The sequence below is a fragment of the Shewanella sp. 10N.286.48.B5 genome, assembly GCF_002874355.2.
In the GTDB taxonomy this organism is placed as follows: Bacteria; Pseudomonadota; Gammaproteobacteria; order Enterobacterales; family Shewanellaceae; genus Shewanella.
Window position 1 is genome coordinate 62,343 of record NZ_MCVG02000003.1, and the last position, 26,284, is coordinate 88,626.

A 26,284-nucleotide genomic window follows, 5' to 3' on the forward strand; every position below is an offset into this window, starting at 1 on the left:
CTTTTAATCTCAATATTTAGCTACAGGATTCCAGTAGCTACATTCAGTTTCAACACTTTTAGGGCAATAAAAAAGCGAACCTAAGTCCGCTTTTCCATACGATAGTGCCATTGTACTAGATCATGGTAAAACCTAATAACCTAAATCATGGTTAAAGCCAATTACCTAGTCTTATTCAATTCACTTAATTACTCGCTTTAGATTTTGCTTTCTCGATACGCTTAATTCGACCTTCAAAACCGGTAACAGTTCCATCTGTTAATTGATAATCAATGGCCTGCTGACAGACTTCAATGGCTTTATCAAATTGCTTAGTATCATTGAGCATGGTTGATAATTGCATAAAGCCTATGCCTTTATCATCTGCAGCAGTGGCGTTTTGCTGGCGATACTGTTTATAAGCTAACTGATAACGCTGGGTCAAACCTGCGCCGTATTGGCAGTAATCAGCTTGTTTACGTAACTTGTAACTGTGACTAATAATACTGAGTAAACTCAGATGCTGGGCCTGTAGTTCAGCACTTGCATCATATTGGCTAACTAAAGCCGTAAATGCATCACTTGCCCATGCACCTGTTGCAGGTAAAGCTGCTGTAATAGGTTTATTCTCTGACTCTGGCTCTGGCTCTGGCTCTGGCTCTGGCTCTGGCTCTGGCTCTGGCTCTGGCTCTGGCTCTGGCTCTGGCTCTGGCTCTGGCTCTGGCTCTGGCTCTGGCTCTGGCTCTGGCTCTGGCTCTGGCTCTGGCTCTGGCAGCTCATAAGACTCAGTCTCGACTATTTGTTCAACTGTTGCTTCAACTTCATCTACGGCAGTGACTACAGTATCTTCATCTTGCACAGGGCTTGGTTCTAATTCTTGAGCTATTGATTCAGTCTCAAGTTCAGTATTATCTTGCGGTGCTGACTCAATCTCAGATGGGGCTGAGGCTATATCTGTTATCTCAGCTTCTGGCTGCGGATCTGCCTGAGTTGGTTCTTTCTGCTCTAGCTCTTGCTTAGCAACGGTTTGGGTTCGACGATAAAGATAAATACCCAGCCAAACCAATAAAACAACGACAATAATTTTAATAATCATTTATAACACCATATTTGTGTCATGCTGTGTGCATTTGAATAGTTTTGGAGTTTACCATTCCTAGCCTATCCGAAGAAGGAAGCTTCATTTTTCTGCTTGAAAATTAAACAAGCTGAACTAATATTAATAAGCTATTCTTAGGACAAAAATCAAGTGTTTATGTCGCTTTTATGCTCGTTAACACAATAAGCTGACATTATTTTTAGCTTTTGTTTTTATGTGCTCTAGTTCAAGCTTATTAAGCATTGAATTGAATAAACAGACTGTGATTAGGTAAACTAGCCATACCCGAGTGATTTACTATGGTATTAACACATGACAATAAGCGCGATCCTATCAGGCAAGCTGTTATATGAATTCAACACAATGAATGCTATGGCAAAAATTTATTGCCGGGCTCATCATCAAATTGCGTTACAAACGGAAAATAGCCAAGGCTTGTGCCCAGATTGCATTGAATTGCTTGAATACGCAGAAACACGCTTAGATCGCTGTCCTTATGGTCAACAAAAGCCGACATGCAACAAATGTCCTGTGCATTGCTACAAACCGCACATGAAACAAAAAGTGCGTGAAATCATGATTTACTCTGGCCCAAGAATGCTGCTTCCCCATCCTATTATGGCGATAACGCATTTGCTCGCAGAAAGAAAGCCCGCACCTGGCAAACCGCCCGAAGCGGCGTCAAACCGTCATATGAGAAAACAGAAAAAACATAATAATGCTGCTTGATAAAGCGTGATTTAAGATATGACTTAACGATAAACAAAGGGATTGGCCATCGTAATTAATCAGTTTTTTTCACAGGCGTATATTTGGCTATCATTACTCGCTGGCATACATTGCTTGGGAGTAGGTTTTTACGTCCGCTATATTTTTGCTAATAACGACAGCAGCACCAGCCATAGTAATCGCTTACTGGGCGCCTTATTTATTCTGATCTCGCTATTCTTTTTTTCAGCCAGTATCACCCGCGAAAATGCCCCAATTCAAATTCATTTTATGATGACGTTAATGGTGCCATTTTACTTCTTACTGATGCCCTTACTGTACAGCTATTGCAAAGCGTGTTTACAAATTAAAAACTCTGACCTCAATTTCGTCAAACATATACTTACTACGCTAATTTCCATGGCGGTTATTGTTGTCACTGTATCGTTCAATATTGGTATGGTTCCCGATGCATCCCATATTCAAGTCAACAACATCAGTGAATTAGTCACCATTAATAAAATAGCCCTAGTCATGCCTGCCATTATTTTAATTCAAAGCGGGATCTATTTTTTCCTTATCATTAGCGCGTTAAGTCGTCATAGAGTCGACAAACATCAAAGCTTAAAAAATGTTAGATTTAGGTGGTTATTACTGCTTACTGGCGGCATTTTACTTAATTGGGTTTTACGATTGGTATTGGTGTTATTACCCTTCTATTTTGGTGACACTATTTCTAGCTATGCTGTTGGCATCGTCAGATTATGTCTATTAGCGACCATTTATGGGTTTGCCATATACGGACTACACCAAGTGACCCGACTGGTATTTTTACGTATCAAGGTCAATAAAACACCCCAGCATCATAGTGCCAAGCTGCTACTGGATAATGAAGAACTTGATTATTTAAGAAGTGTTATCAGTGATGACAAAGCCTCAGAACAGGGCTTAGAGAACAAGTCAGTCCCAAAAACTAAGTGAAATTAACTTCGCCAGATAAAGGCCACAGCCTGAGCCAACACCTGTACAAACAAGCTCAATTAAAGAGGATATTAAGTGAGTTATTTACTCACTGCTAGATTTAAATAACAACACCACTCATTTAAATACTCAGCACCAACTGAACTCATGTTAGTTTTAAGCACCTAGTAGCAATATTAGGCGTTTTTATTACAGCTTTGTTCAGCTTGGGTTTGCTATGCTAAAGCTATCATCACTAAAGTTTGCTTATCACAGGAGTTTTTATGAAAAATATATTGTCATTGCTAGCGGTCACATTCGTGCTTATCGGACTGACATTTTCCAGCTCAGCTCACGCTGACAAATACGCCGAAGCCATTGCCGATTTTAAAAAGGCCCCCGAAGTACAAGGTTTTTTTGATAGTGCCTACGGCTATGCGATTTACCCAACCGTGGGTAAAGGCGGCTTTGGTATCGGTGCGGCCTACGGCTCAGGCAAGGTATATAAAGGTGGTGTTTATAGTGGTGATTCAAGCGTGTCACAACTTTCTATTGGCTTCCAATTAGGTGGACAAGCTTATAGCGAAATTATTTTCTTTAAAGATGCTGAAGCCTATAACGACTTTACCAGTGGTACCTTTGAGTTTAGCGCCCAGGCATCTGCAGTGGCCATTACTGTTGGCGCCAATGCACAAGTGGGCTCAACAGGTAACTCAGCAGGGGCTGGCAATGCAGGCAACCGTACAGCAGCTAATGCTGCTTATATGAATGGCATGGCGGTTTTCACTGCCGCGAAAGGCGGATTGATGTATGAGGCGGCTATCGCAGGCCAATCATTTAGTTTTGATGCTAAATAGCCATGACTATCAAAAAACTAAATTTACATAGACTTTAAATCACTGCCCTTTCAATTAATCATGATCAATAAATCAGGCTACCTTGGCAGCCTGATTTATTGCACTTCAAGTACTTGCCACTGTAAGCAATGTATGGCTTCAGCGATACTTACTCATGACCCCAAGGCGTTGGCGGCAGCGCCACTGGCTTGGTTAAATCAAAATCCACTCTAAAATCACGATTTTCGCGGGTTAAACGATAAGTGAAGACTGTTGGCTCAATGTACATATGCCACACGTTAGTCACTGACGCTGTTAAGCCATTTTCATTAAAGTTAGCAATTGATTCAGCATCGACAGGAAATGATTGCTCAGTTGCAGTGCCCATGTCAGCAGTGTCGCCACCGTACATGGTGACTTTGTCTTCAGTGCCATCTTCATGACGGTGATCATGCTTTAAGCGCAAGCCTGAAGTGGTTTTGGTGATAACCCAAGTACGAGAGTGATCGTCACCCACATGAAAAGGAATTTTAAGCTCAGTATCGCTGCATTCACGTACGTGCATGATTAATGCTTTATTGCTAAAAGCTGAATCAGCTTCGTTGCCCGCAGTCACCTCACCCGCATACGCTTTACCACAATGCACAGCAAGCGCATCAAAGTAACTGTCTTGTACACTAGCGTAAGTGGTAGATTCATCATGATCATGACTGCCATGTGCCATAGCAGTAGCGGGGATCAGACAACTCAATACAGCAGTGGCCAATATTTTTTTCATTATTATTCCTTGGGGTATTTATTTTAGTTTTTAATCATTCATTTAAACCATGGGCGATACCCTAAAGCAAATGAACTAGGCTTGCAGACTAACAGTGATTGTTTAATTTAACCTGAAATAAAAAAACCGCCTATTGGCGGTTTTCTAGTTAACAATTTCAAATTAGCTCAGCGGCTTATCTAGCGCCCTTACTATTTGAAGATTTATTTTTTGCATTCGCCTTATTGCTAAATGGCTGCTTCTTCTGTGACCAGCCTGTTTTAGCTTTGCCTTTGTTAGCGCTATTGGCATTAGCTGGTTTTTTAGCTGAAGATGACTTGCCGCCTTCTTGCTTTTCGCCAGCCGCTTTGGCTTTGTTGGCTTTGGTCGGTTTTTTACCGCTGTCTCTATCCGCAAACTGATTACCAGAAAAACGGGTGAAAGCCGTCTTACTACCATCATTTTTGCCACCACGGTTTTTAGCCCCAAAACCTTGGCGCTCATTACGTGATTCTGGTGGCACAATATGTTGCACCCCATTACCAATTAAATGCTCTTTACCCATGGCAGCTAAGGCTTCACGAATAAGTGGCCAGCCTGCAGGATCATGATAGCGCAGCAGCGCTTTGTGTAAGCGGCGCTGACGGCCTTTCTTAGGCACGGTCACTTGTTCACTGGTGTGCTTCACATTCTTCAATGAGTTAAGCTCAGTGTGGTAAATGGTGGTGGCATTGGCCATTGGCGATGGATAAAAATTTTGCACTTGATCAAGCTTAAACTTCTCTGATTTAAGCCACAGGGCTAGATTCAGCATATCTTCATCGGTGGTCCCCGGATGTGCTGAGATGAAGTAAGGAATAAGATACTGCTTCTTACCCGCTTCTTTAGAGTAATGATCAAATAGCTCTTTAAACTTATGATAACTGCCCATTCCCGGCTTCATCATTTTGCTTAGTGGACCATCTTCAGTGTGCTCTGGGGCGATTTTTAAATAGCCGCCCACATGATGCTTAGCCAGCTCTTTAATGTAGCGAGGATCTTCTGTGGCTAAGTCATAACGCACACCTGATGCAATCAGAACCTTTTTAATCCCCGGCACGTCACGGGCGGCGCGATATAAATCAATGGTGTGTTTATGATCGGTACCTAAATGGCCACAAATTGAGGGATATACGCAGGATAAACGTCGACAAGTGGTTTCTGCTTTGACGCTAGTACAGCCGAGGCGATACATGTTAGCGGTTGGGCCACCTAAATCTGAAATAACCCCAGTAAAGCCCGGCACTTTGTCTTGAATATCTTTAATTTCTTTGATGATAGATTCTTGCGAGCGACTTTGAATAATGCGCCCTTCATGCTCGGTAATCGAGCAGAACGAACAGCCACCAAAACAACCTCGCATGATATTAATCGAGGTTTTAATCATGTCGTAAGCAGGGATCACCGCTTTACCATAACTTGGGTGCGGTACGCGCTGATACGGCAAATCAAACACCGCATCCATTTCATCAGTATTTAATGGCCACGCTGGCGGGTTAACCCACACAGAGCGATTTCCTTGAGCTTGAAATAACGCGCGGGCACAACCCGGATTTTGCTCTTGATGCAAAATACGTGAAGCATGGGCATACAAGAATTTATCGTCAGCCACTTTTTCATAAGCTGGCAGTAGCACATAGGTTTTTTCCCACGGCTTAGGTCTTGGCGGCTGCACGCTGATGGCTTTAGGGGCATCATTATCAAAAATCTTTTTATCGGTTGGGCCGGATAATTTTTCACAGCCGACATCATCAGCACCATAAGGATTGGGGATAGGATCAATCTTGTGTAGTTGATCTAATTTGCGCGAATCCATGCCTTTCCAGCCGGGCAAAGGTTCATGACGAATAACTGCGGTGCCACGAATATCGTGCAAATCAGCCATTTTTTCGCCATTAGCGATGCGATGTGCCACTTCCACCAGCGGGCGCTCGGCATTACCGTAAATTAAGATATCGGCTTTAGCATCAAATATCACACTGCGGCGCACTTTATCAGACCAGTAATCATAATGAGCGATACGGCGTAAACTGGCCTCGATACCACCGATCACCACGGGCACTTCTTTGAAGGCTTCTTTACAACGCTGGGTATAAACGGTTACCGCGCGATCTGGGCGTTTACCGCCTTCATCGTTTGGGGTGTAGGCATCATCACTGCGAATGCGACGATCTGCGGTATAGCGGTTGATCATCGAGTCCATGTTGCCGGCGGTTACACCGAAAAACAGGTTCGGACGACCTAGCTTCATAAAGTCATTTTTATTTGACCAGTCTGGCTGACAAATAATACCGACTCGAAACCCTTGTGCTTCAAGCATACGGCCAATAACCGCCATGCCGAAACTTGGGTGGTCCACATAAGCATCGCCACTGACGATAATAATATCGCAGCTATCCCATCCAAGTTGATCCATCTCTTTGCGAGACATCGGAAGAAAGGGAGCTGTGCCGTAACACTCTGCCCAGAACTTTGGATAATTAAATAACGTGGATTCAACTTGCATGTGTGTAACCTAAAATTGATGGATACGTCGATAAACGGTCGCGGAGTATACCAGTTGGCGATGAGTAAGTGTGACTAAAAAAGCAGCAGATGTGAAATTTTTTTATTGATGACTAAAAATAAAAAACCTTATAAATACAGTGGGAATAGTAAAACTCCCACCTTATCAAGTACTCAGTCATAAGCCTAAAAATAAACCGATATTAACCACGGCTAAGCTGACAATAATTATCCAGGTGATTAATACTCCCCAAAAGCGGCCAAAATGATAACCGCCTTTGCCCTGCGTTAAGCCAATGGCATGTAACAAGCGCGCGAATAACCACAAACTGCCAAACAAATGTAAAAACGGTGCTGAAAGCCCATTCACTTCAGCCACCAAGATTAATAGCAGCGCAAATGGCGCGTTCTCCACAAGGTTAGCGTGCACGCGATCTGCAATAATTAACTCTTGATTACCCTCGTTGCCAATACCAATCTTCAGCCCTTTTCTAAGCTTTACCACTCGTAAACTAAAATAAATGGCCATTATGGCCGTTAAAGCGATATATAACCCCGATACACTGGCGATCATTTGAACTCCTTTTAAATGCTGTTAAGGCTTCACTATATTCTAAATATCGGCTTTGTTTAATGAAAAAAGCGATTTTTATCATCACAGCGGCAAGGCTTACAAAAGCCTAATTTTGAATTTATTTAACAAATGTCACCTATATTGCAGTCATCATAATTCACATGTTCTAACCTAAAAATCGATTGATAACACCAAATATGACTCGAAGGAACAGAGCAGATGAAACATAGTGACATCACTTTAGAAGATAAATATAACAATACATCTGGTCGTATCTTTATAAACGGCAACCAAGCTTTAGTTCGATTACCGCTAATTCAAGCGCAATTAGACAAAAACCAAGGCTTGAATACCGCGGGTTATATTTCAGGTTATCGAGGCTCGCCACTAGGGGCATTAGATAGTTATATCTGGAAAGCCAAAAAGCGTTTAGATCAACATAACATCACCTTCCAACCTGGGGTCAATGAAGACCTAGCTGCAACGGCGATTTGGGGTACCCAGTTACTCGACACCATACCCGAGCCTAATGTCGATGGCGTATTTGCCATGTGGTATGGCAAAGGGCCCGGTGTTGATAGAAGTGGCGATCCATTTAAACATGCAAACTATGCTGGCACCCATGAACATGGCGGCGTGTTGGTGGTTTACGGTGATGACCATCCTGGTAAATCATCGACTATTTCACATCAAAGTGAACAAGCGTTAGCGGCAAATCTTATTCCCTCACTTTACCCTGCCGATGTCAGCGAATTTATCGATTATGGTATTTTAGGTTGGGCGCTGTCTCGTTATAGCGGCTTATGGGTAGGCTTTAAATGTGTGAATGAATCAGTGGAACAAACCGCTACCATTGATATTAATCTCGACAATATAGATATCAAACGTCCTAGTCGAGATGACACCCCCACAGACAGCATCAATCTCAAAACCAGTGGCTTTATCCCGCCGCAAACCAATGAAACCAATGTCATTACTCACCGCTTGCCCTTGGTGCATCGCTTTATTAAAGCCAATAATCTTGATCAGGTTCGCGTAGCCAAAAATGACAACGCCTCACAAAGAAGTCTGGGTATTGTCACTGCCGGTAAAGCCTATAACGATGTAATGTCGGCCCTGGCATTATTAGAGATCGACAATGATCTTGCGCAAACACTGGGGTTATCGGTATTCAAATTAGGTTGTATCTGGCCCATCGAGCCCAGCAAATTAACCGACTTTGCCCAGCAGCAACCTGAATTACTGGTTATTGAAGAAAAGCGCGCCTTTATTGAAGAGCAAATAAAATCAATCCTGTTTGGCAAACAAGGTGCCACACGGGTTATTGGTAAACAGGATGAAAATGGCCTCGCGCTCGTCAGTGCCGATGTGCAGTTAGAGCCACTCACACTGGCCTTTATCATCGCTGAGCGCCTGCGCATTAATGGTCAAACTCACCCCAAGGTTGACGCCGCAATTGTGCGTTTACGCTCAAAGCTTGACCCTAAAAGTTGCGCCACCAGCTTACCTAGAACCCCTTACTTTTGCTCTGGTTGCCCCCATAACACCTCCACAAAAGTACCTGAAAACAGTATCGCTATGGCTGGTATTGGCTGTCACGCCATGGCAGCATTTTATCGCAAAGACACCATGATCCCTTGCCATATGGGCGGTGAAGGCATGCAGTGGGTGGGCTTAGCCAAATACACTAACACCAACCACGTGTTTCAAAACCTAGGCGATGGCACCTATTATCACTCTGGCTTAATGGCAATCCGCGGAGCCATCGCGGCCAAGGTCAATATCACCTATAAAATTTTATATAACGATGCGGTTGCCATGACTGGCGGCCAGCCAGTGGATGGGCCAATCTCCGTCGCTGAAATTAGCCAACAAGTGACCTATGAAGGCATTAGTAAATGCGTGATTGTCACTGACTCGCCACAGGCATACGCCAATAACCCAGACATCGCCAAAAACGTTGAGATTTATCATCGTGACCGCTTAGACATGGTGCAAACCATGCTCAGCAAGATAGCAGGTTGCACCGTATTAATTTACGAGCAAACTTGTGCAGCAGAAAAGCGTCGCCGCCGTAAACGTGGCTTAATTGCTGATCCAACTAAACGCTTATACATTAATGCTGACGTGTGTGAAGGCTGCGGCGATTGCTCAGTTCAGTCAACCTGCGTGAGCTTGCAACCTAAAGTGACCTCGAAAGGCATCAAGCGTCAAATAGATCAATCCAGTTGTAATAAAGATTACAGCTGTAATAAAGGCTTTTGTCCTTCGTTTGTTACCGTCATTGGTGGCACCCCGAAAAAGGCCGCTGCCACCGCGATTTCAGCAGATGTGTTTGCCACGATTCCCGCGCCTACCGCGTGTAACATTGATGATAACTACAATGTCATGATTGCAGGGATTGGCGGTTCAGGGGTGATCACTGTCGGGGCGATATTAGGCATGGCAGCTCATATTGATAATAAAGCCTGCTCAATTTACGACATGACCGGCTTGTCGCAAAAAAATGGCGCGGTTTACAGCCATCTTAAATTTGCCAACTCACCTGAGCGATTATTTAGCCCTAAAATTGATACTGGCAGCGCCGATTTAATTTTAGCATTCGATTTACTGGCGACCCTAGATCCGCACATCATTAAAATCATTAATGATCAACATACTCGCCTAATTGGTAATGCTGCCATTGCGCCACCAGCAATATTTCAATTAAACCCACAAGCGATCCCCACTGAGTTTAAAGAGCAGCAATCGTTAGCCCAATTATTAGGCCGCGATAATGTCGATTTTATCGATGCTTCTAACATCGCCAAAAAACTCATGGGAGATACCATAGGCGCTAATTTATTTGTGGTGGGCTTTGCCCTGCAAAAAGGGGCGTTACCGCTTTCAGTTGCCTCAGTTGAACACGCTTTACGCCTTAATGGTGTGAGTATTGACTTTAATCTCAACGCGTTAAATTTAGGCCGATTATTGTGTTTTAATCCTGAATTGTTCTCGCAATTACTGACCACTGACAGCCAGCAAAATATTGCGACCACCGCCTTTAGCGCCATTGAAGATGGGGCTGAGCATCTCAGTCATTATCAAAGTAATGCCTATGCCAAGCAATACCGTGAGTTTATTGAACAAGTCAGCCAAGCAGAAAAAGCTGTGGCTGAAAATTCTGACCGCTTAACCTTAGCGGTAGCCACTAATCTGAGTAAATTAATGAGCTACAAAGACGAATATGAAGTGGCGCGTCTGCACAGCTCAGCGACGCTAATGCAAAATTTACATAACGATTTTGACGGCGACTTTAAGGTTAAATTCTCTCTCGCACCGCCTTTGTTTAGCAAAAAACATCCAGATACTGGTTTACCGATTAAGCGTGAATTTGGCCCATGGATCTTAACGGCGTTTAAAGTGTTGGCTAAATTTAAGTTTTTGCGCGGCTCTAAACTAGATATGTTTAGCTATACCAATGAAAGAAAGATGGAAAGGCAGTTAATTAAAGATTATCAAGCAGATATAAAGCATATCATCGAAAACCTGAATCATGATAATTTACCACTCGCCATTGAAATCGCTCAGCTACCGCAAATGATTAAAGGCTTTGGCCATATTAAAGAAAACAATATTAGCGCCACACTCATGGCCAAAGGAAAGCTATTACATCAATTTACCCATGGCCCAGATAAATCAGCCATTAAATTTAAAGAAGTTAGCTAATACATAGCTACAGAGAGTGAATATGATAGATATTATAAAAAAGATAACCGCTATCGTAGGTGATAAAGGCATTATCCTTGGGGATGACGTTGCCAACAGGCCTGCTTACTCTTATGGCAAAGGACAATGCCAAGCACTGGCCATAGTGCGCCCTGCTTCAACCGAAGAGCTATCTAAGGTGATGAGCCTTTGCCACCAGCAGGATCAAACCACCATCCCTTGGGGCGGGTTAACCGGATTGGTCAATGGTACCTATGCAACAGCTGACGATATTGCGATTTCGTTAGAGCGCATGACTCAGATTGAGTCCATCGATAATCAAGCGGGCACTATGACAGTGCAAGCGGGCGTGCCGCTACAAATGGTGCAAGAAAAAGCCGCCGCACAAGATTGGTTATTTGCTCTGGATTTAGGCGCCAGAGGCAGCGCCACTATTGGCGGAAATATAGCCACCAATGCTGGCGGTAATAGCGTGCTTAAATATGGCATGATGCGTGAACAAGTCTTGGGCTTAGAAGCGGTTTTAGTGGATGGCACGGTTATTTCGTCATTAAACAGTATGCTAAAAAATAACGCCGGTTATGATCTTAAACAGCTATTTATCGGCACCGAAGGCACCTTAGGTATCGTCACTAAAGCCGTGTTACGCCTGCACCCTTTGCCCAGCAGTCGCAATACTGCCATTGTCGCCGCAACCCAGTTTGATGCTGTCGCCAAGCTACTGAAATTACTCAACAGTCACTTAAATGGTCAGCTATCGGCATTTGAAGTGATGTGGGGCAATTTTTATCAATTAATGACCGACTCAGACAAGCACAATACGGTTATCGACAGTGGCTATCCATATTACGTGTTAATTGAAGCCACGGGCCATAACGCCGAGCGCGACGCCGTGCAATTTGAAGAAGCGCTAATGGCCGCGTTAGAGCAAGATATTTTGGTGGACGCCGCAATTGCTAAGTCAGAAAGTCAGCGTGAACAGTTATGGGCCATGAGGGATGATATTGACACTGTCATCAGCGAGTTAAACCCACTGTTTGCCTTTGATATTAGCCTGCCTATTGCCAACATGGAGCAATATATTCAGCAAGTTGAAAGCCAAATTATGACGCAGTGGCCCCATGCAAAATTCATTGTATTTGGTCACTTAGGTGATGGTAATTTACATTTAGGCATTTGTGTTGGTAGCTATGATGAGCAGACTAAGCATCAAGTGCAAAGCATTGTTTATCAGCAGCTAAAACCTTACGCTGGCTCGATTTCTGCTGAGCATGGCATTGGTTTAGATAAGCTTAAATACTTACATTGCTCCCGCACTGACAACGAAATAGCCTTAATGAAACGCTTGAAGCTCGCTTTTGACCCTAAAAATCTTCTCAACCGCGGCAAGGTTTTCCCTTAGAGGTGGTAATAAATGTCAGCGTAGCAAGCCATTCAGGTTTGCTACCCTGTCCAATTAACTCAGCAATTAACTCAGCAATTAACTGCGTAATCAGCGAGAGATATTTCAGGGCGCTCGCCACTAATAAGGTCTGCAAGCGCCTTGCCAGAGCCTGCCGCCATCGTCCAGCCTAAATGCCCATGGCCAGTATTAATATATAAATTATCAATTTTTGAGCGGCCAATTAGCGGTACACCCGATGCTGACACCGGTCGTAAACCCGTCCAACTTTTGGTGGTTTCAGGGTTCACAAAAGCGCTAGATTCAGGATAAATCGCCTGCAATAAATCATAAAGATTCTGCAACCGCCCAGGATTTAACTGGGTATCATAACCGTTAAACTCTGCCGTACCCGCCACCCGAATTCGATTCCCTAGCGGCACCACCCCAGCGTGCAGCGAATGATCTATCACAGGCATGCTAGGCCCGCCCTGCCAGCCATCAAGCGCTAGGGTTAATGAATAACCTTTACAGGGGCGAACCGGAATATTAACGCCCACTTGTTTAGCTAATAACGGCGTGTAACTGCCTGCAGCCAATACAAATGCATCGGCATCTAACTGGCCTTGGCTAGTGTTAATGTGGGTGATTTTGCCCTGGTGCTTAATAATATCGTTCACTGTGGTGTTATATAAAAACTGCACCCCTGCTTTTTCAAGGTAAGTTGTTAGCTCAACACAGTATTGATGGGCATCGCCAAAGCGATCTTCAGGAAAATAAATACTCCCCGCAACCTTACCTTTTAGCGGGGCTAATGCAGGCTCAAGTTTAAAGGTGTCATCACGGCTGAGCATAGTGAACTTAACCGCTTCAGGCTGAAGAAACTCGGCCATGGCCAGCACTTCATCCAGCTCCTGTTGCTGACGACAGACCTTAATGGTGCCACTGCCACCACCCAGATCAGACAAACCGATTGCTTGGGTCATATCATCAAGCACATCTAGGGTGTATTTCGCCATGCGGGTGTTACGAAAAATACTTTGCTCGTAGGTTTTACGGCGAGAGTTTTTTAGAAAGGAGAGCCCCCACAATGCCAGCGAGGGTAATGCTTTAGGTCTGAGTAGTAATGGCGAGTCTTCTTTGCCAATCATTTTTAGCATATTAAAGAACACACCTGGTGCATTCCAAGGATCTGACAAACTAGGGGTCAGTAAGCCGCCATTGGCAAAACTGGTTTCAAGGCCTGCACTTTCACGTCGATCGATCACAGTGACTTGATGACCTTGGGTATGTAGCTGATAAGCCGTGCTCAAGCCCAACAGTCCACTACCAATAATAATGATATTCATGTTTTCCCCTCAAGCATTACAGCGCTAATTGGTGGCTAATCTTTTATCGCTAACGCTTCAATTTCAATGCGCGCACCCGGGATCAATAAATCAGATCTCACAGTCGCTCTAGCAGGAGGATTATTAGGAAAAAATTCAGCATAGGCCTGATTAAAGGCGGCAAAATCTTCAACGTGGGTTAACCAAATGGTATTTTTTACAACGGCGTCCAGCGTTAAACCTTGCTCTGCCAATAAGTTTTTGATGTTGGTTAGCACTTGCTTGGTCTGCACGGTGATATCACCATCCACTAGTTGATTGTTCTGATCAAACGCCATCTGCCCAGATAAAAAAATAAACCCACCAGCAGCAACTGCTGGAGAGAAAGGTAAGCCTAAGGCATTGTTACCTAATACTTGTTTAGCCATTTAAATTCAACCTTATATCAATGATGTCATGATGATTAAAAATCATTATAGGAGTAATTATTTGGCCAACACTGCAATCAAGATGACACTTGGGTAACTCTTGTTAATAAAAAAACACTAACTGCACCCGCATGTAACAAATTAGCACCATTTATTACTATGCTGTCGACCTCAGTCATGGTAGATATAATTAGCAGCCTTTTAGGGTGATGGCTAAATTTTTTACAAGAAAAAAGCCAATATAACAATAAAATATGGCCGTCAATTTCAGCATAAATACTAAAAATAATAACCAAAGTGAGCTCTAGTATGTCGAATACAGCTAATTGGATTGCGTTATTGCCGCAACACATTCAAGACGAAGTAACCGCTACATTTAAAATAAAACACTTTAGTGATGGAGAGCACATTTACAGAAAAGGTGAATCAGGTGCTGGCGCGGGTCAATATCAAATACTCAGTGGTACGGTCCGTCTAAGAGTTATTGCAGACAATGGTAAAGAAGCCACTTATGTGATTTATGGCGAAGGTGATTGCATCGGTTTTTTATCCGCTATTGATAATGATGTACGTCCGCAAGATGTTATCGCCATTGGTGAGGTCAAAGTCGGTAAAATTTTATCGAAGGACTTCGAGCAATTAACTGAAAAATATCCCATTATTTATAAAACACTGTGTGAGCATGTGGCCTATCGTATTCGAGAGGTGTTTAACATGTATGAGTATGGGTTATTTTTTAATTTAGAGCGCCGCTTAGCCAATCAAATATTATTTTTACTGGCCTTTTCAGCCACTAATGTTCCTAACTCTGCTTGCCAAGAGCTTGAATTTACCCAAGAGATGTTAGCCTCTTCAGTAGGTGCGACCCGTCAGGCCATTAACAAGTTACTGAAAGATTGGTCAGATGCCGGGTTTATTGAATATCACTATGGAAAAATCCGTATTTTAGATTCTAAGCCGTTAGTCAAAATATCTGGGGTGGATAAAATGATCACCTCTCAAGTGGCTGTTAAAGCCATCGCGTCATAGGCGTAAATAGGCTTAATTGCCCGCAAGTTATGGGATGAGTTAATGACTGCAGTGACGAGTTGAAGTTAATGGCTCACTTTAAACATTAAGTTAAATAGCATCAAAAAAGCGCAGATTATAAAATAATCTGCGCTTTTTATTTATCGTCAAAACCAAGGTTAAGCGTTAGCTAGACCAAGGTTACACCTGCAAGGCTAAAACTTATATTGTCCTTTAACGCCATAGGTTCTTGGCTGGCTGTACTGAGCACGTCCTATGCCCAAAAATGAGGTCGAGTTATGAATTTGCGACACATCATCTGCCAGATTTTTACCCCATAAGAACACATTCCATGCGCCTGACTCAGCTTCAAAGCCAATTCTTGCAGCGCTTTCACCGCGCTCTTGGTTTAAGTTACTGACGGCATTATCTGGGTTTGAGTAAAACTTATCCCGTTTGAAGTAATCAGCCTGAACCACAAAATCGCCATAGTTCAGTGAATAACGATACTCAGCGCCAATGCCATAGGTATATTTAGGCGCTTCAGCTAATTGATTACCTGAGAAGTCAGTACCAGGGCCTGCTGGCTCTGGAAAAGCTTTAAATTCAGCATCAGTGTAACCATAGTTTGCCCACAACTGTAGACTGTCGATAGGTTGCCATTGCAGCTCAAGCTCAAAGCCTTTACTTTCAACTTCAGCGGCGTTGGTTATGGTGATAGCCGTGCCACCTGATGGCAGTTGGGTAAAGCTTTGCACCTGATAATCATCATGTTGTGAGATAAACACATTGGCATTTAGATTTAAGGTGTTATCTAAAAATGGCGACTTAAAGCCAATTTCATAAGAATCAACTGACTCATCTTCAAAGGGTAACGCTTCGGCATCATTGATTAAGTCGGCATTATAACCACCGCTTTTAAAGCCGCGAGAATAGCGGGCAAATAGCAGTAAATCTTCAACAGGGATCCAATTTAAGCTCACCGTAGGTGATACATCTGATGCGTCACGTGACTCTTTGGCTGATAAATTAGTAAACAAGCCTGAAGTATCAACAATGGTGTAATCAATGGCTTTTTCTTCATAGGTGTAACGAAGACCTGCGGTAATACTCCACTGATCAGTAACTCGATAATTACCGTGGGCAAATAGCGCATATGAATCGGCATCAACATCAGCTACACGGCTAGCACCAACATACACTGGTGGCGCAGCTGGGTTAAGTGCAGGTGCAAAGGCTTGGACATCTGAGTCACCCTCAATACTTTGGGTTAGGTAGTAAGCGCCAACAATGTAATCAAAGCTTTCATAGGCAGGAGAAGCGAGTCTTAACTCTTGAGAGAAGTGAGTTGAGTCTTCTGTTTGAAATTCAGTAAAGGCATAGGGCAGTGGCGAATAGTCTTCATCCACATCACTTAAGTTCCATTCTGAGCTACGTAGACCTGTAACCGATGTTAATTGGAAATCATTGGCAAAGGTATGATCAATGGTCAGCCCGCTGCCTTTAATGGTGCTATCTAACCTTTGGCTTGAATCTAATGACACCACATTGACATCCGGTGCGAGTGGATCATCGACTTTTTCACCCAGTAATACGTTGGCTTTATTTTCAACATAATCAAAGCTTAACGACACGTTGGTATTCTCACCCGCATGCCAATAAAATTGCGCTCGGGTTGCCAGCTCATCTTTATTATTGAATTCATCAACAAATTTATCTGCTGGGAGGATCACCCCCAGCGGATCGCTGTTTTCAACAAAACCATCACGATCGGTTTTCGTCACTGACAAGCGCCCTGAAAAATCTTCAGAAAATGGAACATTAATACTGCCGTTATAGCTTTGCAGGCCAAAATTGCCAATATCCACACCTAAACGCCCGCTCAGCTCATCTGAATGTGGTCGCTTAGTAATAATATTAATCGCACCAGCAACGGTATTTTTACCAAATAGGGTTCCCTGAGGGCCGCGCAATACTTCAACACGTTCAACATCTAACGCGGATTGGTTAGCAGCTGATGAGCGCCCAACCCAAACGCCATCAATATATACCCCAACGCGGTTATCGTAACCTGGATTACGTGAGCGATCACTAATACCGCGAATACCAAAAGATGGTGACGACTCTATGTAGCCAGTGACAATCATGTTCGGCACACTAAATTGCATGTCTCGCACATCTTGCGCGCCTAGCCTTTCAATATCGGTCTCGTTCATGGCACTGATGGCAATAGGGACTTCATTAATTGATTGGGCGCGTTTTTGTGATGTCACCTGAATGACTTCAATACCTGTGGCGTTGTCTTGTTGCGTAGGGTCATTTTCTTGTGCATAGCTTGGAGCACAAAGCCCCAGCAAAACCACACTAATTGCGATACCTAATTGTGTTCTCTTCATCGTCGCACCTGTTTATTTATTTTTGTTTATTGGATTATTTTTATAAGCAAAAAACAGCACGCTCCCAAACTGCGCAACTCAACAACTTTGCCTTTATCTAGGGGTAACAAACTGATTAGAGGCAATCTGTCACCTAGATTACAAAGTGGCAACTTTCACGCAACGAACAAAAAGATTTCATCTTAACATTTGCCAGCAGCGTCTTTGTCACTGGACTGACAACTGCTGTTTCGGCGCATAATGTTCAGCAAATGTAATCAATGTGACAGTGTGGTGATTGCTTAAGCCCCTATCTTAACGTTAACGTTTTGATTACAAGTTGGTGGTGGCATGAAAGATTCAAATAAAATTCGCGTGGGGATCGGTGGGCTATTTCATGAAACAAACACCTATGCCACAGAGTTAACTGGGCCGACAACCCTTAAAGATTTAGTGGTGTATGAAGGTGAAGCGCTATTAAAGCTTGCGGGTACTGCCATGGGCGGCGCTATTGATGCCTGTCTCGAAAATGACTGGGAAATCGTCCCAACAGTATTCATGCACGTTAACACCACATTCGGCACAGTTACCGACGATGCTTATGCCGCCGTCAAGCAGCAGCTGTTATCAACATTAGCCAATGAGCCAGTCGATGTATTTTATTTGATGGTTCATGGCGCAGGTATCGTCCAAAGCACCTCAGATTTAGAAGGCGATCTGGCTAAGTCCATCCGCGAGGTCGTTGGGGTTGACACCAAAATCGTTGCCTCAACTGATTTACATGGCAAAGTGACAGATCTTATTGCTCGTGAATATGACTATTACACCACCTGTAAAGAATATGCCCACGTAGATTTTAATCCTTGCGCCAAAGAAGCACTACTCACTGGGGTTAGCGCCTTTTTAAATCAACTGACGCCCACCATGAATTACCAGAAAATTCCGATTTTATTGCCGCCTTCAACCACCATGGAGGCAGGTACCTTTGGCACCTTAATCCGCGATAAGTGCCTTGCCTATGAAGAAAATCCTCAAATACTCAATTGCTCGCTAATGCACGGTTTTCCCTATCAAGACACTGAATATTGCGGCATGTATGTATTAGTGACCACTGACAACGATATTGTGTTAGCTGAGCAAATTGCCACTGAATTTGCCCAATGGATTTGGGACAACAGACAACTCAGCCTTAATCTGCCACCTAATGTCGATCAAACCATTGCCATCGCAACCGATATTCTTGCCACTAAAGGCCGCTATCAAGCCCCCGCCGCTTTTTGGGAAAATGATAATAAACCGATTGTGATTGCAGATATCGGTGACAATCCCGGTGGCGGCTGTACCGGTGACACAACCCATTTGCTGAGTAAAATTCTCACCACCGACTTGGGTAAAGTGGCCTTTTTTAACATTCGCGACCCCCAAGTGGTAAAGCAAGCGATTGAGGCGGGTGTTGGCGCAACGATTAGTGTCAATTTAGGTGGTAAGTTAGATCCACTTCGCAGTGGCGCCCCAATTGAATGCACGGCTTACGTTAAATCAATTTCTGATGGCATAGAAACCATTCGTGGGCCGATGTTAAACGGTGTCAGCTTCGATTTAGGTCCTTCGGTAAGACTCAGCATTGGCCAAGTGGATGTGATTGTGCAAACAGGCTTAGGCCAAGCTTTTGACGATGTATCGGGGCGTGCCCACGGAATTGATATTTATGAATACGATGTGGTTTGCGTTAAATCATCAGCACATTGGCGCGCCTTCTACCAAAAAGTAAGTGATCACTTACTGATGGCTGACTCACCCGGGCTTACCACCGCCAGAGTGGGCGAATTTGCGCATACCAAGCTCACGCACCCTATATATCCCATTGATAATGATGCCAGCTTTCCCATTAGCGCGTAAACGCTTCGCCGATAACAATAATAACAAGGATCATTTATGAAAAGTTCCAGCAATGTCATCAGCGACGATGGCGCATTAAACGCCGAAAACCGGCCCACAACTGCCGAAGATAGCAAGGCGACCAATCGCTATTATGTGCTGTTTATGCTGGCGCTAGTGTGCGCCTTGGCTTATATGGACCGCTTCGTATTGTCGGTGTTAATCGAACCAATAAAGCACGACTTAAGCCTTTCTGATACGCAACTAGGTTTGTTAACCGGCTTTGCGTTCGCCTTTTTCTATGCTGTGTTTGGTATTCCCATTGCCAGACTGGCAGATAAATATAATCGTCCATTGATCATCTCTGTTAGTGTGGCGCTGTGGAGTGCCATGACTGCAGCTTGCGGTATGTCAGTTAACTTCATTCAACTACTATTAGCCAGAATTGGCGTCGGAGTGGGTGAGGCAGGCTGTATTCCTGCCAGTCACGCCATGCTGGGGGACTTATTTCCCGGTAAACAAAAAGCCTTTGCGATTGGTATTTTCCAAGCTGGCGGCACCGTTGGTATTTTAGCGGGATTAATTTTAGGCGGCTTACTGGCCAACAGTGTGGGTTGGCAAATGACCTTTATTTTTATGGGCCTGCCCGGTTTAATCGTGGGCTTGGTGGTTTGGCTGACAGTAAAAGATAACAGAGGCCTAGATAGTGTCAGCAATCCGCTCATCAATGCTGATAATGATAAGCTCAACCTTATTGCGACCATCAAACATCTGCTAACACAAAGAACCTATCGAAACCTGATGTTAGGGCTATCTATGGGCGCGTTTGGTAATTATGGCATTGTGCAGTGGCTACCGTCATTTTTAATCCGAACCCATCACATGAGCCTTGAAGAAGTCGGTGTTCTTTATGGTTCGGTAATGGGCTTTGGTACCTTATTTGGTACCTTGGCAGGGGCGTTTTTAGCCCCTAAGATTATTGCTAAAGATCAGCGCTGGGAAGTCAAATGGGCCGCATGTTGCTTTGTGATTGTCATTCCAATCTTTATCGGCAGCTTTTTAGTTGCTAACTCAACGCTGGCACTGGGGCTATTATTTTTAGGGGTATTTACCTTATCAACTGGGACTGGGCCATCATTTGCCGCAGTGCAAACCGTTGCAGGGCCTAAAATGAAAGCCATGGCCGTGGCACTAACCATGCTGTGTATGGCAATTTTAGGTCAAGGCTTTGGACCATTAGTGGTTGGCATGGTCAGTGACGCTTTAGTACCACAGTTTGGCGAGCAATCACTGCGCTATTCCCTCAGTATCTCAATGATTATTTTGGCATGGGGTGCGATTCATTTATTTAAAGCATCTAGCACTATCGTTAAAGACAGTCAGTCGCTTTAATTAACCTGTCATCAACGGCTTAGGTAATACCTAGGCCGTTAGCTATAACATTGCCATCATAGATACCTGTCTGCTTGCTGGTTTTACAGCCAAAAAATCAACATGGCTCGTCGCTAACCTCTGCCTTTAATCCCCCCTTTGACCTGCGCTTTGAGCGTTAATACCTCAGCTTAAACATTTCTGGTCTACAGTATGTATAAACTAAATTATGCCAATGCTTTTTAACCGACTGATAAAATCGTAAAAATAGCCAAATGTAGGTATTCAGTAAAGCACATTTCGGTTACTATGCGCGCCAAATAACGACTCCCTTTTACCCTAGAGTGACCATGCAAAATGAACGATGACAACTTCATTGAAAAACGCCGATTTATCATAAGATTAGGTAAGGCGTTGCACAAATTTGGCACCCCGGCATATCGCCTTGAGTCCCATTTACAAACGGTCTCTACTACCTTGGGGATTGAAGGCTATTTTTTGATCTCGCCCACTTCAATGACCTTCGTGTTACAGCATGATACTGAGCAAGAATATAATCATGTGGCGCGGGTCAAACCAGGGGAGTTAGATTTAGGCTCCCTTGCCCGCACGTTTGATTTAGTTGAAGAGCTAACCACAGGTCAGCGCACCTTAACCGAAGCCCTTAATCGCCTAGAAGAAATTGCCAACAAGCCTAACCCTTACGGCCATAAATTAACCTTGCTGTCTTTTGGCGTCAGCGCCGGCGCTTTTGCGATGCTGATGGACACCAGTTGGAATGATGTGTTCTGGTCAGCCATGCTAGGGCTACTGGTTTATGGCATGGTTTTTTGGGCTGAGCGCTCGTCACGAATGGCAGAAATGCTTGAGCCCCTTGCGGCGGTGATATGTGCGATTCTTGCCTGCGGTATTGCCATATTAGACCCCAGTATTAATATTCCTGTGGTGATCCTCTCTGGGATTATTATTTTTATTCCCGGTTTAGCATTAACACTGGGGCTTGCGGAGTTAGCCGCGCGGGATCTCATCTCAGGCACAGCCAGAATTATGGATGCGATGATGCTGCTGTTTAAGCTGTATTTTGGCGCCGTATTAGGCATGACACTGGGTAAAGTCATGTTTGGCGAATCAGTGCATATTGAGCCTTACGCGCTACCAATTTATGCCTCGTGGGCGGCGGTGCCATTACTCTCAATGGCGTTAGTGATTATCTTTAAAGCCCGCCTTAAGGATTCACCTTGGGGCATTTTTGCCGGTATCGTGGCGTATTTTTCAGCCATGATTGGCGGCTTATATTTAGGCGAGTCTATTGGTATTTTTGTCGGCGCACTGGCGGTGGGCATTTACTCCAACTTATTTGCCCGTTGGATGAAAGCACCGGTATCCATTGCCCTACTTCAAGGCATTGTTATTTTGGTGCCTGGCAGTAAAACCTATATCGGCTTAAACGCAATGATTTCAGGTGAAACCATGCTCAATCAGGCCCATATTGGCTCACAAGTGTTCTTGATTTTTATGTCACTGATTGCTGGGCTTATATTCGCTAACGTCATCGTACCGCCAAAGCGAAGTTTATAGCTTCTTAAATAATAGCTTCTTATATAATAGCCTCTTATATAACCGCCCTTTTAAAATGGCCCTCTAAAAAAGGCCCTCGGCAACACCAACAAGGGAGCACATCGCTCCCTTGTTGATTTTTACGCAAAAAAGCAGCGAAATTCAAAATACCCGCCATACTAAGATAAGGCATTTAATTTCAGCTGTTGAAATTTTAAATGCTATTTACTCAATAGCTTAATTAGCTATCCCTTCTATAAATAATTGAGTAGGTACCATAATAAAAACTAATAATATTGTGATAATTCGCGCTAATTGCGCTTTAGCCATTATCCTTGTTATTACCTTGATTATCTCTATCGCCGCGGCACATGCTGAGCAAATTAACAACCTGCAGCATTCAGCCTCGGCATTGGTAATGACAAACAGCAAAAACCAGTCAACCCCCTTTACTGTCGATAACATTATCGTGCAGAGCAATGCTATTTTTGATGAATCAGACCCTGATGCCTTCTTTATTCACCACTGGGCCAACTGGCTACATATCAACACCACTGAAGCAACGATCCTCGATAAGCTTACGTTCACTGAAGGCGATGAGGTAAATCAAAAAACCTTTGCAGAATCCCAGCGCTTACTGCGAGCCGAGCCTTACCTGCGAGAAGCCAAAATTTATCTCGCAGAAAAAGATCCTAGCGCAGAGAATGAGCAAGATACTGTGGTGGTGGAAACCTGGGATAATTGGTCACTCTTGCCCACCTTCAGCTTAAGCTCTAGCGGTGGTGAAACTAAGTTTTCTGTCGGGATAAAAGAAGATAACTTGATGGGACGCGGCATTAAAACCCGCTTTAAATATCAATCAAATGCTGATCGAACCGGTTATAAGTTTGGCATTTCAGCACCACTAAAATTCATCAAACACGCCACAATTGCTGCCAATTGGTATGATAATAGTGATGGTCAAGCAACCCAACTGTATTTTAATAAGCCGTTTTACTCACTAGATACCCCCGATAGGTATTTCGCAGAATACTTAACCGATCAACGTATTGATACCTTAAGACAAAATGGCCAAGACGTTAATGAGTTTGAGCATAATGTCGATTATGCCGCTATCGGCTATGGCTGGCTTATTGATAAAACAGAGGCGGATTTATCGCGAATTAGCTTAGGTTTTACCCAAGATAAACACCAATTTGAGCCCAGTGAGACCTTCCCAAATCAAGCCTTGCCTGAAGACAGAGACTTTTTATACCCTTGGGCAAGTTATGAATACTTACAAGATGATTATAAGGTGTTTACTAATATCCATCTAATTAATAATCATGAGGACTTTAACTTAGGCTGGCGTCACTTTGTGCAATTAGGCATTGAGACTCGCGATGTCGCCGAAGAGTCTTCTGTAGGCTATCACCTAACGGTCAGTAGCAGTCGAGGCTATCAACAACAAGATAATTTATTCTTATTTAATCTTACTGGTGAAGCCAGCTTTAACACCAGCCAAGCCGATTACTATAATATCAGCATCCAAGGTGAATACTTCCACCACATTAACCCTAAATGGACCGCCTACGCTAAAACCCGCTTAGCCAGCTCGCAAAATAATTACCTCGATGACCCCTTTGCCCTAGGCGATGATACAGGGGTAAGAGGTTATCCTAACGACTATCAATATGGTGATAATCAATGGTTGCTCACAGGAGAAGTCCGCTATTATCCCAACATCAATTTATATCAACTTGCTGAACTTGGCTGGGCCACCTTTGTGGATATTGGACAGGCGTTTGGCGGGCCTGATGACAATAATGAAGTCAACGCCCCCATTGGCAGCATTGGCATTGGTGCCAGAGTGTATTCATCAAAATCCAGCTACGGTAGTGTCGGCCATATTGATTTCGCGGTGCCCTTTACCAGCGGCGAATATGTCGATGATTGGGAGTGGCGCTTTCAAGTGAAAAATCGTTTTTAAACTGACACTTGTCGTTACTGCTGCAAGCTTAATTTTATCCGCTAACCACTAAGGCTTTTTAACCGCTGAAAAGCCTGCTATTTTTTGTTTCACTTGCTGTTCTTGCTGTTTATCATCAATGCGATAGATGCTTTTTATTCGGGTGGTGAATTGCGGCTCTGCCGCGGTCGATACCGTATCAAAACCCGCTTCAACTGTCCCCAGTTTCGATGAGACCAATAAGGCTTGTGCAAACTGCAAATTATTATCAATGCCATCAAGCACCAGTAAATAACTTTGCCTTGGGCGCACGTCAATAAATAAACTACGGCTATCGATACTGCGCCAACTATCAAGTCGAAAATGACTAATCGAGTTAACCTGCTGTAACTCATCAAACTGATACATGGCCGCTTTTTGCTTACTGGCTTGCGTTGCGGCGCAGCCAGTAAGTAATAGCATGAATCCTAAGCTCATCAACTTGTTTACAGACATGGTATACCCTCCTTTTAATTCATTACGACCGAAAACAAACACCTTCAAAAACAGCCACTTACACCACATTTTTCACTTACAGTGAATAACCATCACTAAAATTAGTTTCAGTTTATTTATATAAGTTTTTATAATTCGGTACGTGTTCAACCCACTTAGGTGGCGTGCCAATATATTGCTGCACCGCTTTAATAAACTCACTCACTAGCAGGGTTTGCTTACGATGCGGATAGACAGCATATATGCCAGTATCCATAGTGGAAAGTGAATAGCGGGTTAATAATGGCACTAATTTAAGCTCAGTAATCGACTGATTTAAATTAAATAAATCAATATGAGTGTAACCTAAGCCATCCTTCACCGCTTCAATAATGGTTCTGACATCGCTGACTTTATAATTCCCCTGCATTTTATAGTTTTTAAACTGTTCGCCATGGGGCTGCTGGGATAAGCGCATCTGATCTAAGATGACATTACCATTGCTATAAATAACCGCAGGCAATTGAATTAACTCTTCTGGGGTTTGCGGGTGACCATGCTCCGCCAAAAATGCCTCTGAAGCCAAGATGGCAAAGTGAGTATTAGCAATTTTTTTAGCAATCAAATTCGACTCTGTGAGCTTGCCAATCCTAAAAGCCACATCAAAGTGATCAGAAATAATATCGGCGCGTTTATCATCCAATGACAGGGTAACTTTTACATTGGGGTATTGCTTCATAAATTGGCTGATGACAGGTTGCAGATACTCCTGACCAAAGAAGATAGACGAGGTAATTCTAATAATCCCTTTTGGCTCAGACTGGTATGAATCGGCAATATTTTGGATTTGATTTAGGGTATCTAATAAAGTCTGGGTTTGTTCGAGGATCTCTTCCCCTGCTGAGGTTAATGAAAACGAGCGCGTTGAGCGATTCAGTAATTGCACCCCTAACTCGGCTTCTAACTTTTTGATTTGCTTTGACAGTAACGAGTTATCCATATCGTGCAATGCCGCCGCTTTAGTAAACGAACCCTGCTGCACCACATCAAGAAAAAGACTCAGCTGTTTAGTAATCGATTGCATTTATCATGTCCTTGGAAGCTTCAAGCAACTTCAAATAAGCTTGAATAAGCTTGAATAAGCTTGAATAAGCTCGAATAAGCGTACTCAGCTAACGTTGATTAAACTAATCATAGCTTGCTGCCAAACTGAATCCAATCAAAGTCGCCGCCTAATAGTTGATATAAGCTTCAAGTTTACGATTGCTCAGTATCAATAACTTCCCTCAAGCCCTTATGCTTATCTTTGCCCTGAGAAAAAATGGCTATCACTCAACAATTACGTCGAGAAATTAAACTTAAATCTACGCT

19 protein-coding genes are annotated in these 26,284 nt (G+C 43.5%); 10 read left to right on the forward strand and 9 right to left on the reverse strand.

The genetic code is table 11. The features are described from left to right. Nucleotides 1-184: 184 nt before the first annotated feature. Nucleotides 185-1,075 (reverse strand): hypothetical protein, encoded by an 891-nt coding sequence (locus BCU57_RS17165; protein WP_413211465.1) that lies wholly within the window; start codon nt 1,073-1,075, stop codon nt 185-187. Between the two features lie 315 nt (nt 1,076-1,390). On the opposite strand from BCU57_RS17165, the gene BCU57_RS17170 reads away from it, so the two are divergent. The 3 genes from BCU57_RS17170 to BCU57_RS17180 all read left to right on the forward strand — a co-directional run bounded on the left by BCU57_RS17170 (nt 1,391) and on the right by BCU57_RS17180 (nt 3,603). Then, on the forward strand, nt 1,391-1,807 hold the full coding sequence (locus BCU57_RS17170) for a nitrous oxide-stimulated promoter family protein (RefSeq protein ID WP_102440295.1): 417 nt from the start codon (nt 1,391-1,393) through the stop codon (nt 1,805-1,807). Between the two features lie 114 nt (nt 1,808-1,921). After that, nucleotides 1,922-2,767 (forward strand): hypothetical protein, encoded by an 846-nt coding sequence (locus tag BCU57_RS17175; protein ID WP_133149395.1) that lies wholly within the window; start codon nt 1,922-1,924, stop codon nt 2,765-2,767. Nucleotides 2,768-3,030: 263 nt separating this feature from the next. After that, the gene (locus tag BCU57_RS17180; protein ID WP_102440297.1) at nt 3,031-3,603 is read left to right on the forward strand and encodes a YSC84-related protein; all 573 of its coding nucleotides are present in this window, start codon (nt 3,031-3,033) and stop codon (nt 3,601-3,603) included. Nucleotides 3,604-3,751: 148 nt separating this feature from the next. On the opposite strand, the gene BCU57_RS17185 is transcribed toward BCU57_RS17180, so the two are convergent. From BCU57_RS17185 to BCU57_RS17195, 3 genes are all read right to left on the reverse strand, one after another. Next, complete coding sequence (locus BCU57_RS17185) at nt 3,752-4,306, reverse strand: hypothetical protein (RefSeq protein WP_241901006.1); 555 nt, start codon at nt 4,304-4,306, stop codon at nt 3,752-3,754. 229 nt (nt 4,307-4,535) lie between these two features. Continuing rightward, a complete protein-coding gene (locus BCU57_RS17190; RefSeq protein ID WP_102440299.1) occupies nt 4,536-6,884 on the reverse strand; it encodes a YgiQ family radical SAM protein in 2,349 nt (782 codons plus the stop codon). A 177-nt stretch (nt 6,885-7,061) separates the two neighbouring features. Continuing rightward, entirely contained in the window at nt 7,062-7,457 is a 396-nt protein-coding gene (locus tag BCU57_RS17195; RefSeq protein WP_102440300.1) for an MAPEG family protein, read from the reverse strand. A 219-nt stretch (nt 7,458-7,676) separates the two neighbouring features. Between BCU57_RS17195 and BCU57_RS17200 the strand changes: the two genes are divergently transcribed. Both BCU57_RS17200 and BCU57_RS17205 read left to right on the forward strand, forming a co-directional pair. Beyond that, nucleotides 7,677-11,165, forward strand: coding sequence for an indolepyruvate ferredoxin oxidoreductase family protein (locus tag BCU57_RS17200; RefSeq protein ID WP_102440301.1), 3,489 nt, complete (start codon nt 7,677-7,679; stop codon nt 11,163-11,165). 22 nt (nt 11,166-11,187) lie between these two features. Further along, nucleotides 11,188-12,567 (forward strand): FAD-binding oxidoreductase, encoded by a 1,380-nt coding sequence (locus BCU57_RS17205; RefSeq protein WP_102440302.1) that lies wholly within the window; start codon nt 11,188-11,190, stop codon nt 12,565-12,567. Nucleotides 12,568-12,638: 71 nt separating this feature from the next. Here BCU57_RS17205 and BCU57_RS17210 read toward each other — a convergent pair whose 3' ends face one another. After that, entirely contained in the window at nt 12,639-13,895 is a 1,257-nt protein-coding gene (locus tag BCU57_RS17210) for a D-amino acid dehydrogenase (protein WP_102440303.1), read from the reverse strand. Between the two features lie 35 nt (nt 13,896-13,930). Beyond that, nucleotides 13,931-14,302, reverse strand: coding sequence for a RidA family protein (locus BCU57_RS17215; RefSeq protein ID WP_102440304.1), 372 nt, complete (start codon nt 14,300-14,302; stop codon nt 13,931-13,933). Nucleotides 14,303-14,611: 309 nt separating this feature from the next. Between BCU57_RS17215 and BCU57_RS17220 the strand changes: the two genes are divergently transcribed. Then, on the forward strand, nt 14,612-15,331 hold the full coding sequence (locus BCU57_RS17220; RefSeq protein ID WP_102440306.1) for a Crp/Fnr family transcriptional regulator: 720 nt from the start codon (nt 14,612-14,614) through the stop codon (nt 15,329-15,331). A gap of 194 nt (nt 15,332-15,525) precedes the next feature. Here BCU57_RS17220 and BCU57_RS17225 read toward each other — a convergent pair whose 3' ends face one another. Then, nucleotides 15,526-17,706, reverse strand: a complete 2,181-nt coding sequence (locus tag BCU57_RS17225) for a TonB-dependent receptor (protein WP_102440307.1) — start codon at nt 17,704-17,706, stop codon at nt 15,526-15,528. A gap of 330 nt (nt 17,707-18,036) precedes the next feature. Here BCU57_RS17225 and BCU57_RS17230 point away from each other — a divergent pair, with 330 nt between their 5' ends. From BCU57_RS17230 to BCU57_RS17245, 4 genes are all read left to right on the forward strand, one after another. Continuing rightward, complete coding sequence (locus BCU57_RS17230) at nt 18,037-19,584, forward strand: M81 family metallopeptidase (RefSeq protein ID WP_102440308.1); 1,548 nt, start codon at nt 18,037-18,039, stop codon at nt 19,582-19,584. Nucleotides 19,585-19,620: 36 nt separating this feature from the next. Further along, complete coding sequence (locus BCU57_RS17235; protein WP_102440309.1) at nt 19,621-20,955, forward strand: spinster family MFS transporter; 1,335 nt, start codon at nt 19,621-19,623, stop codon at nt 20,953-20,955. Between the two features lie 336 nt (nt 20,956-21,291). After that, a complete protein-coding gene (locus BCU57_RS17240) occupies nt 21,292-22,512 on the forward strand; it encodes a threonine/serine ThrE exporter family protein (RefSeq protein ID WP_102440310.1) in 1,221 nt (406 codons plus the stop codon). A gap of 397 nt (nt 22,513-22,909) precedes the next feature. Continuing rightward, nucleotides 22,910-24,460 carry a ShlB/FhaC/HecB family hemolysin secretion/activation protein gene (locus BCU57_RS17245; protein WP_102440352.1) on the forward strand — a complete coding sequence of 517 codons (1,551 nt, stop codon included), beginning with the start codon at nt 22,910-22,912 and terminating at the stop codon, nt 24,458-24,460. 48 nt (nt 24,461-24,508) lie between these two features. Here the strand turns inward: BCU57_RS17245 and BCU57_RS17250 are convergent, their stop codons facing one another. Next, the gene (locus BCU57_RS17250; RefSeq protein ID WP_102440311.1) at nt 24,509-24,934 is read right to left on the reverse strand and encodes a DUF6491 family protein; all 426 of its coding nucleotides are present in this window, start codon (nt 24,932-24,934) and stop codon (nt 24,509-24,511) included. 112 nt (nt 24,935-25,046) lie between these two features. Continuing rightward, nucleotides 25,047-25,997 carry a LysR family transcriptional regulator gene (locus BCU57_RS17255; protein WP_102440312.1) on the reverse strand — a complete coding sequence of 317 codons (951 nt, stop codon included), beginning with the start codon at nt 25,995-25,997 and terminating at the stop codon, nt 25,047-25,049. Nucleotides 25,998-26,284 lie beyond the last annotated feature (287 nt).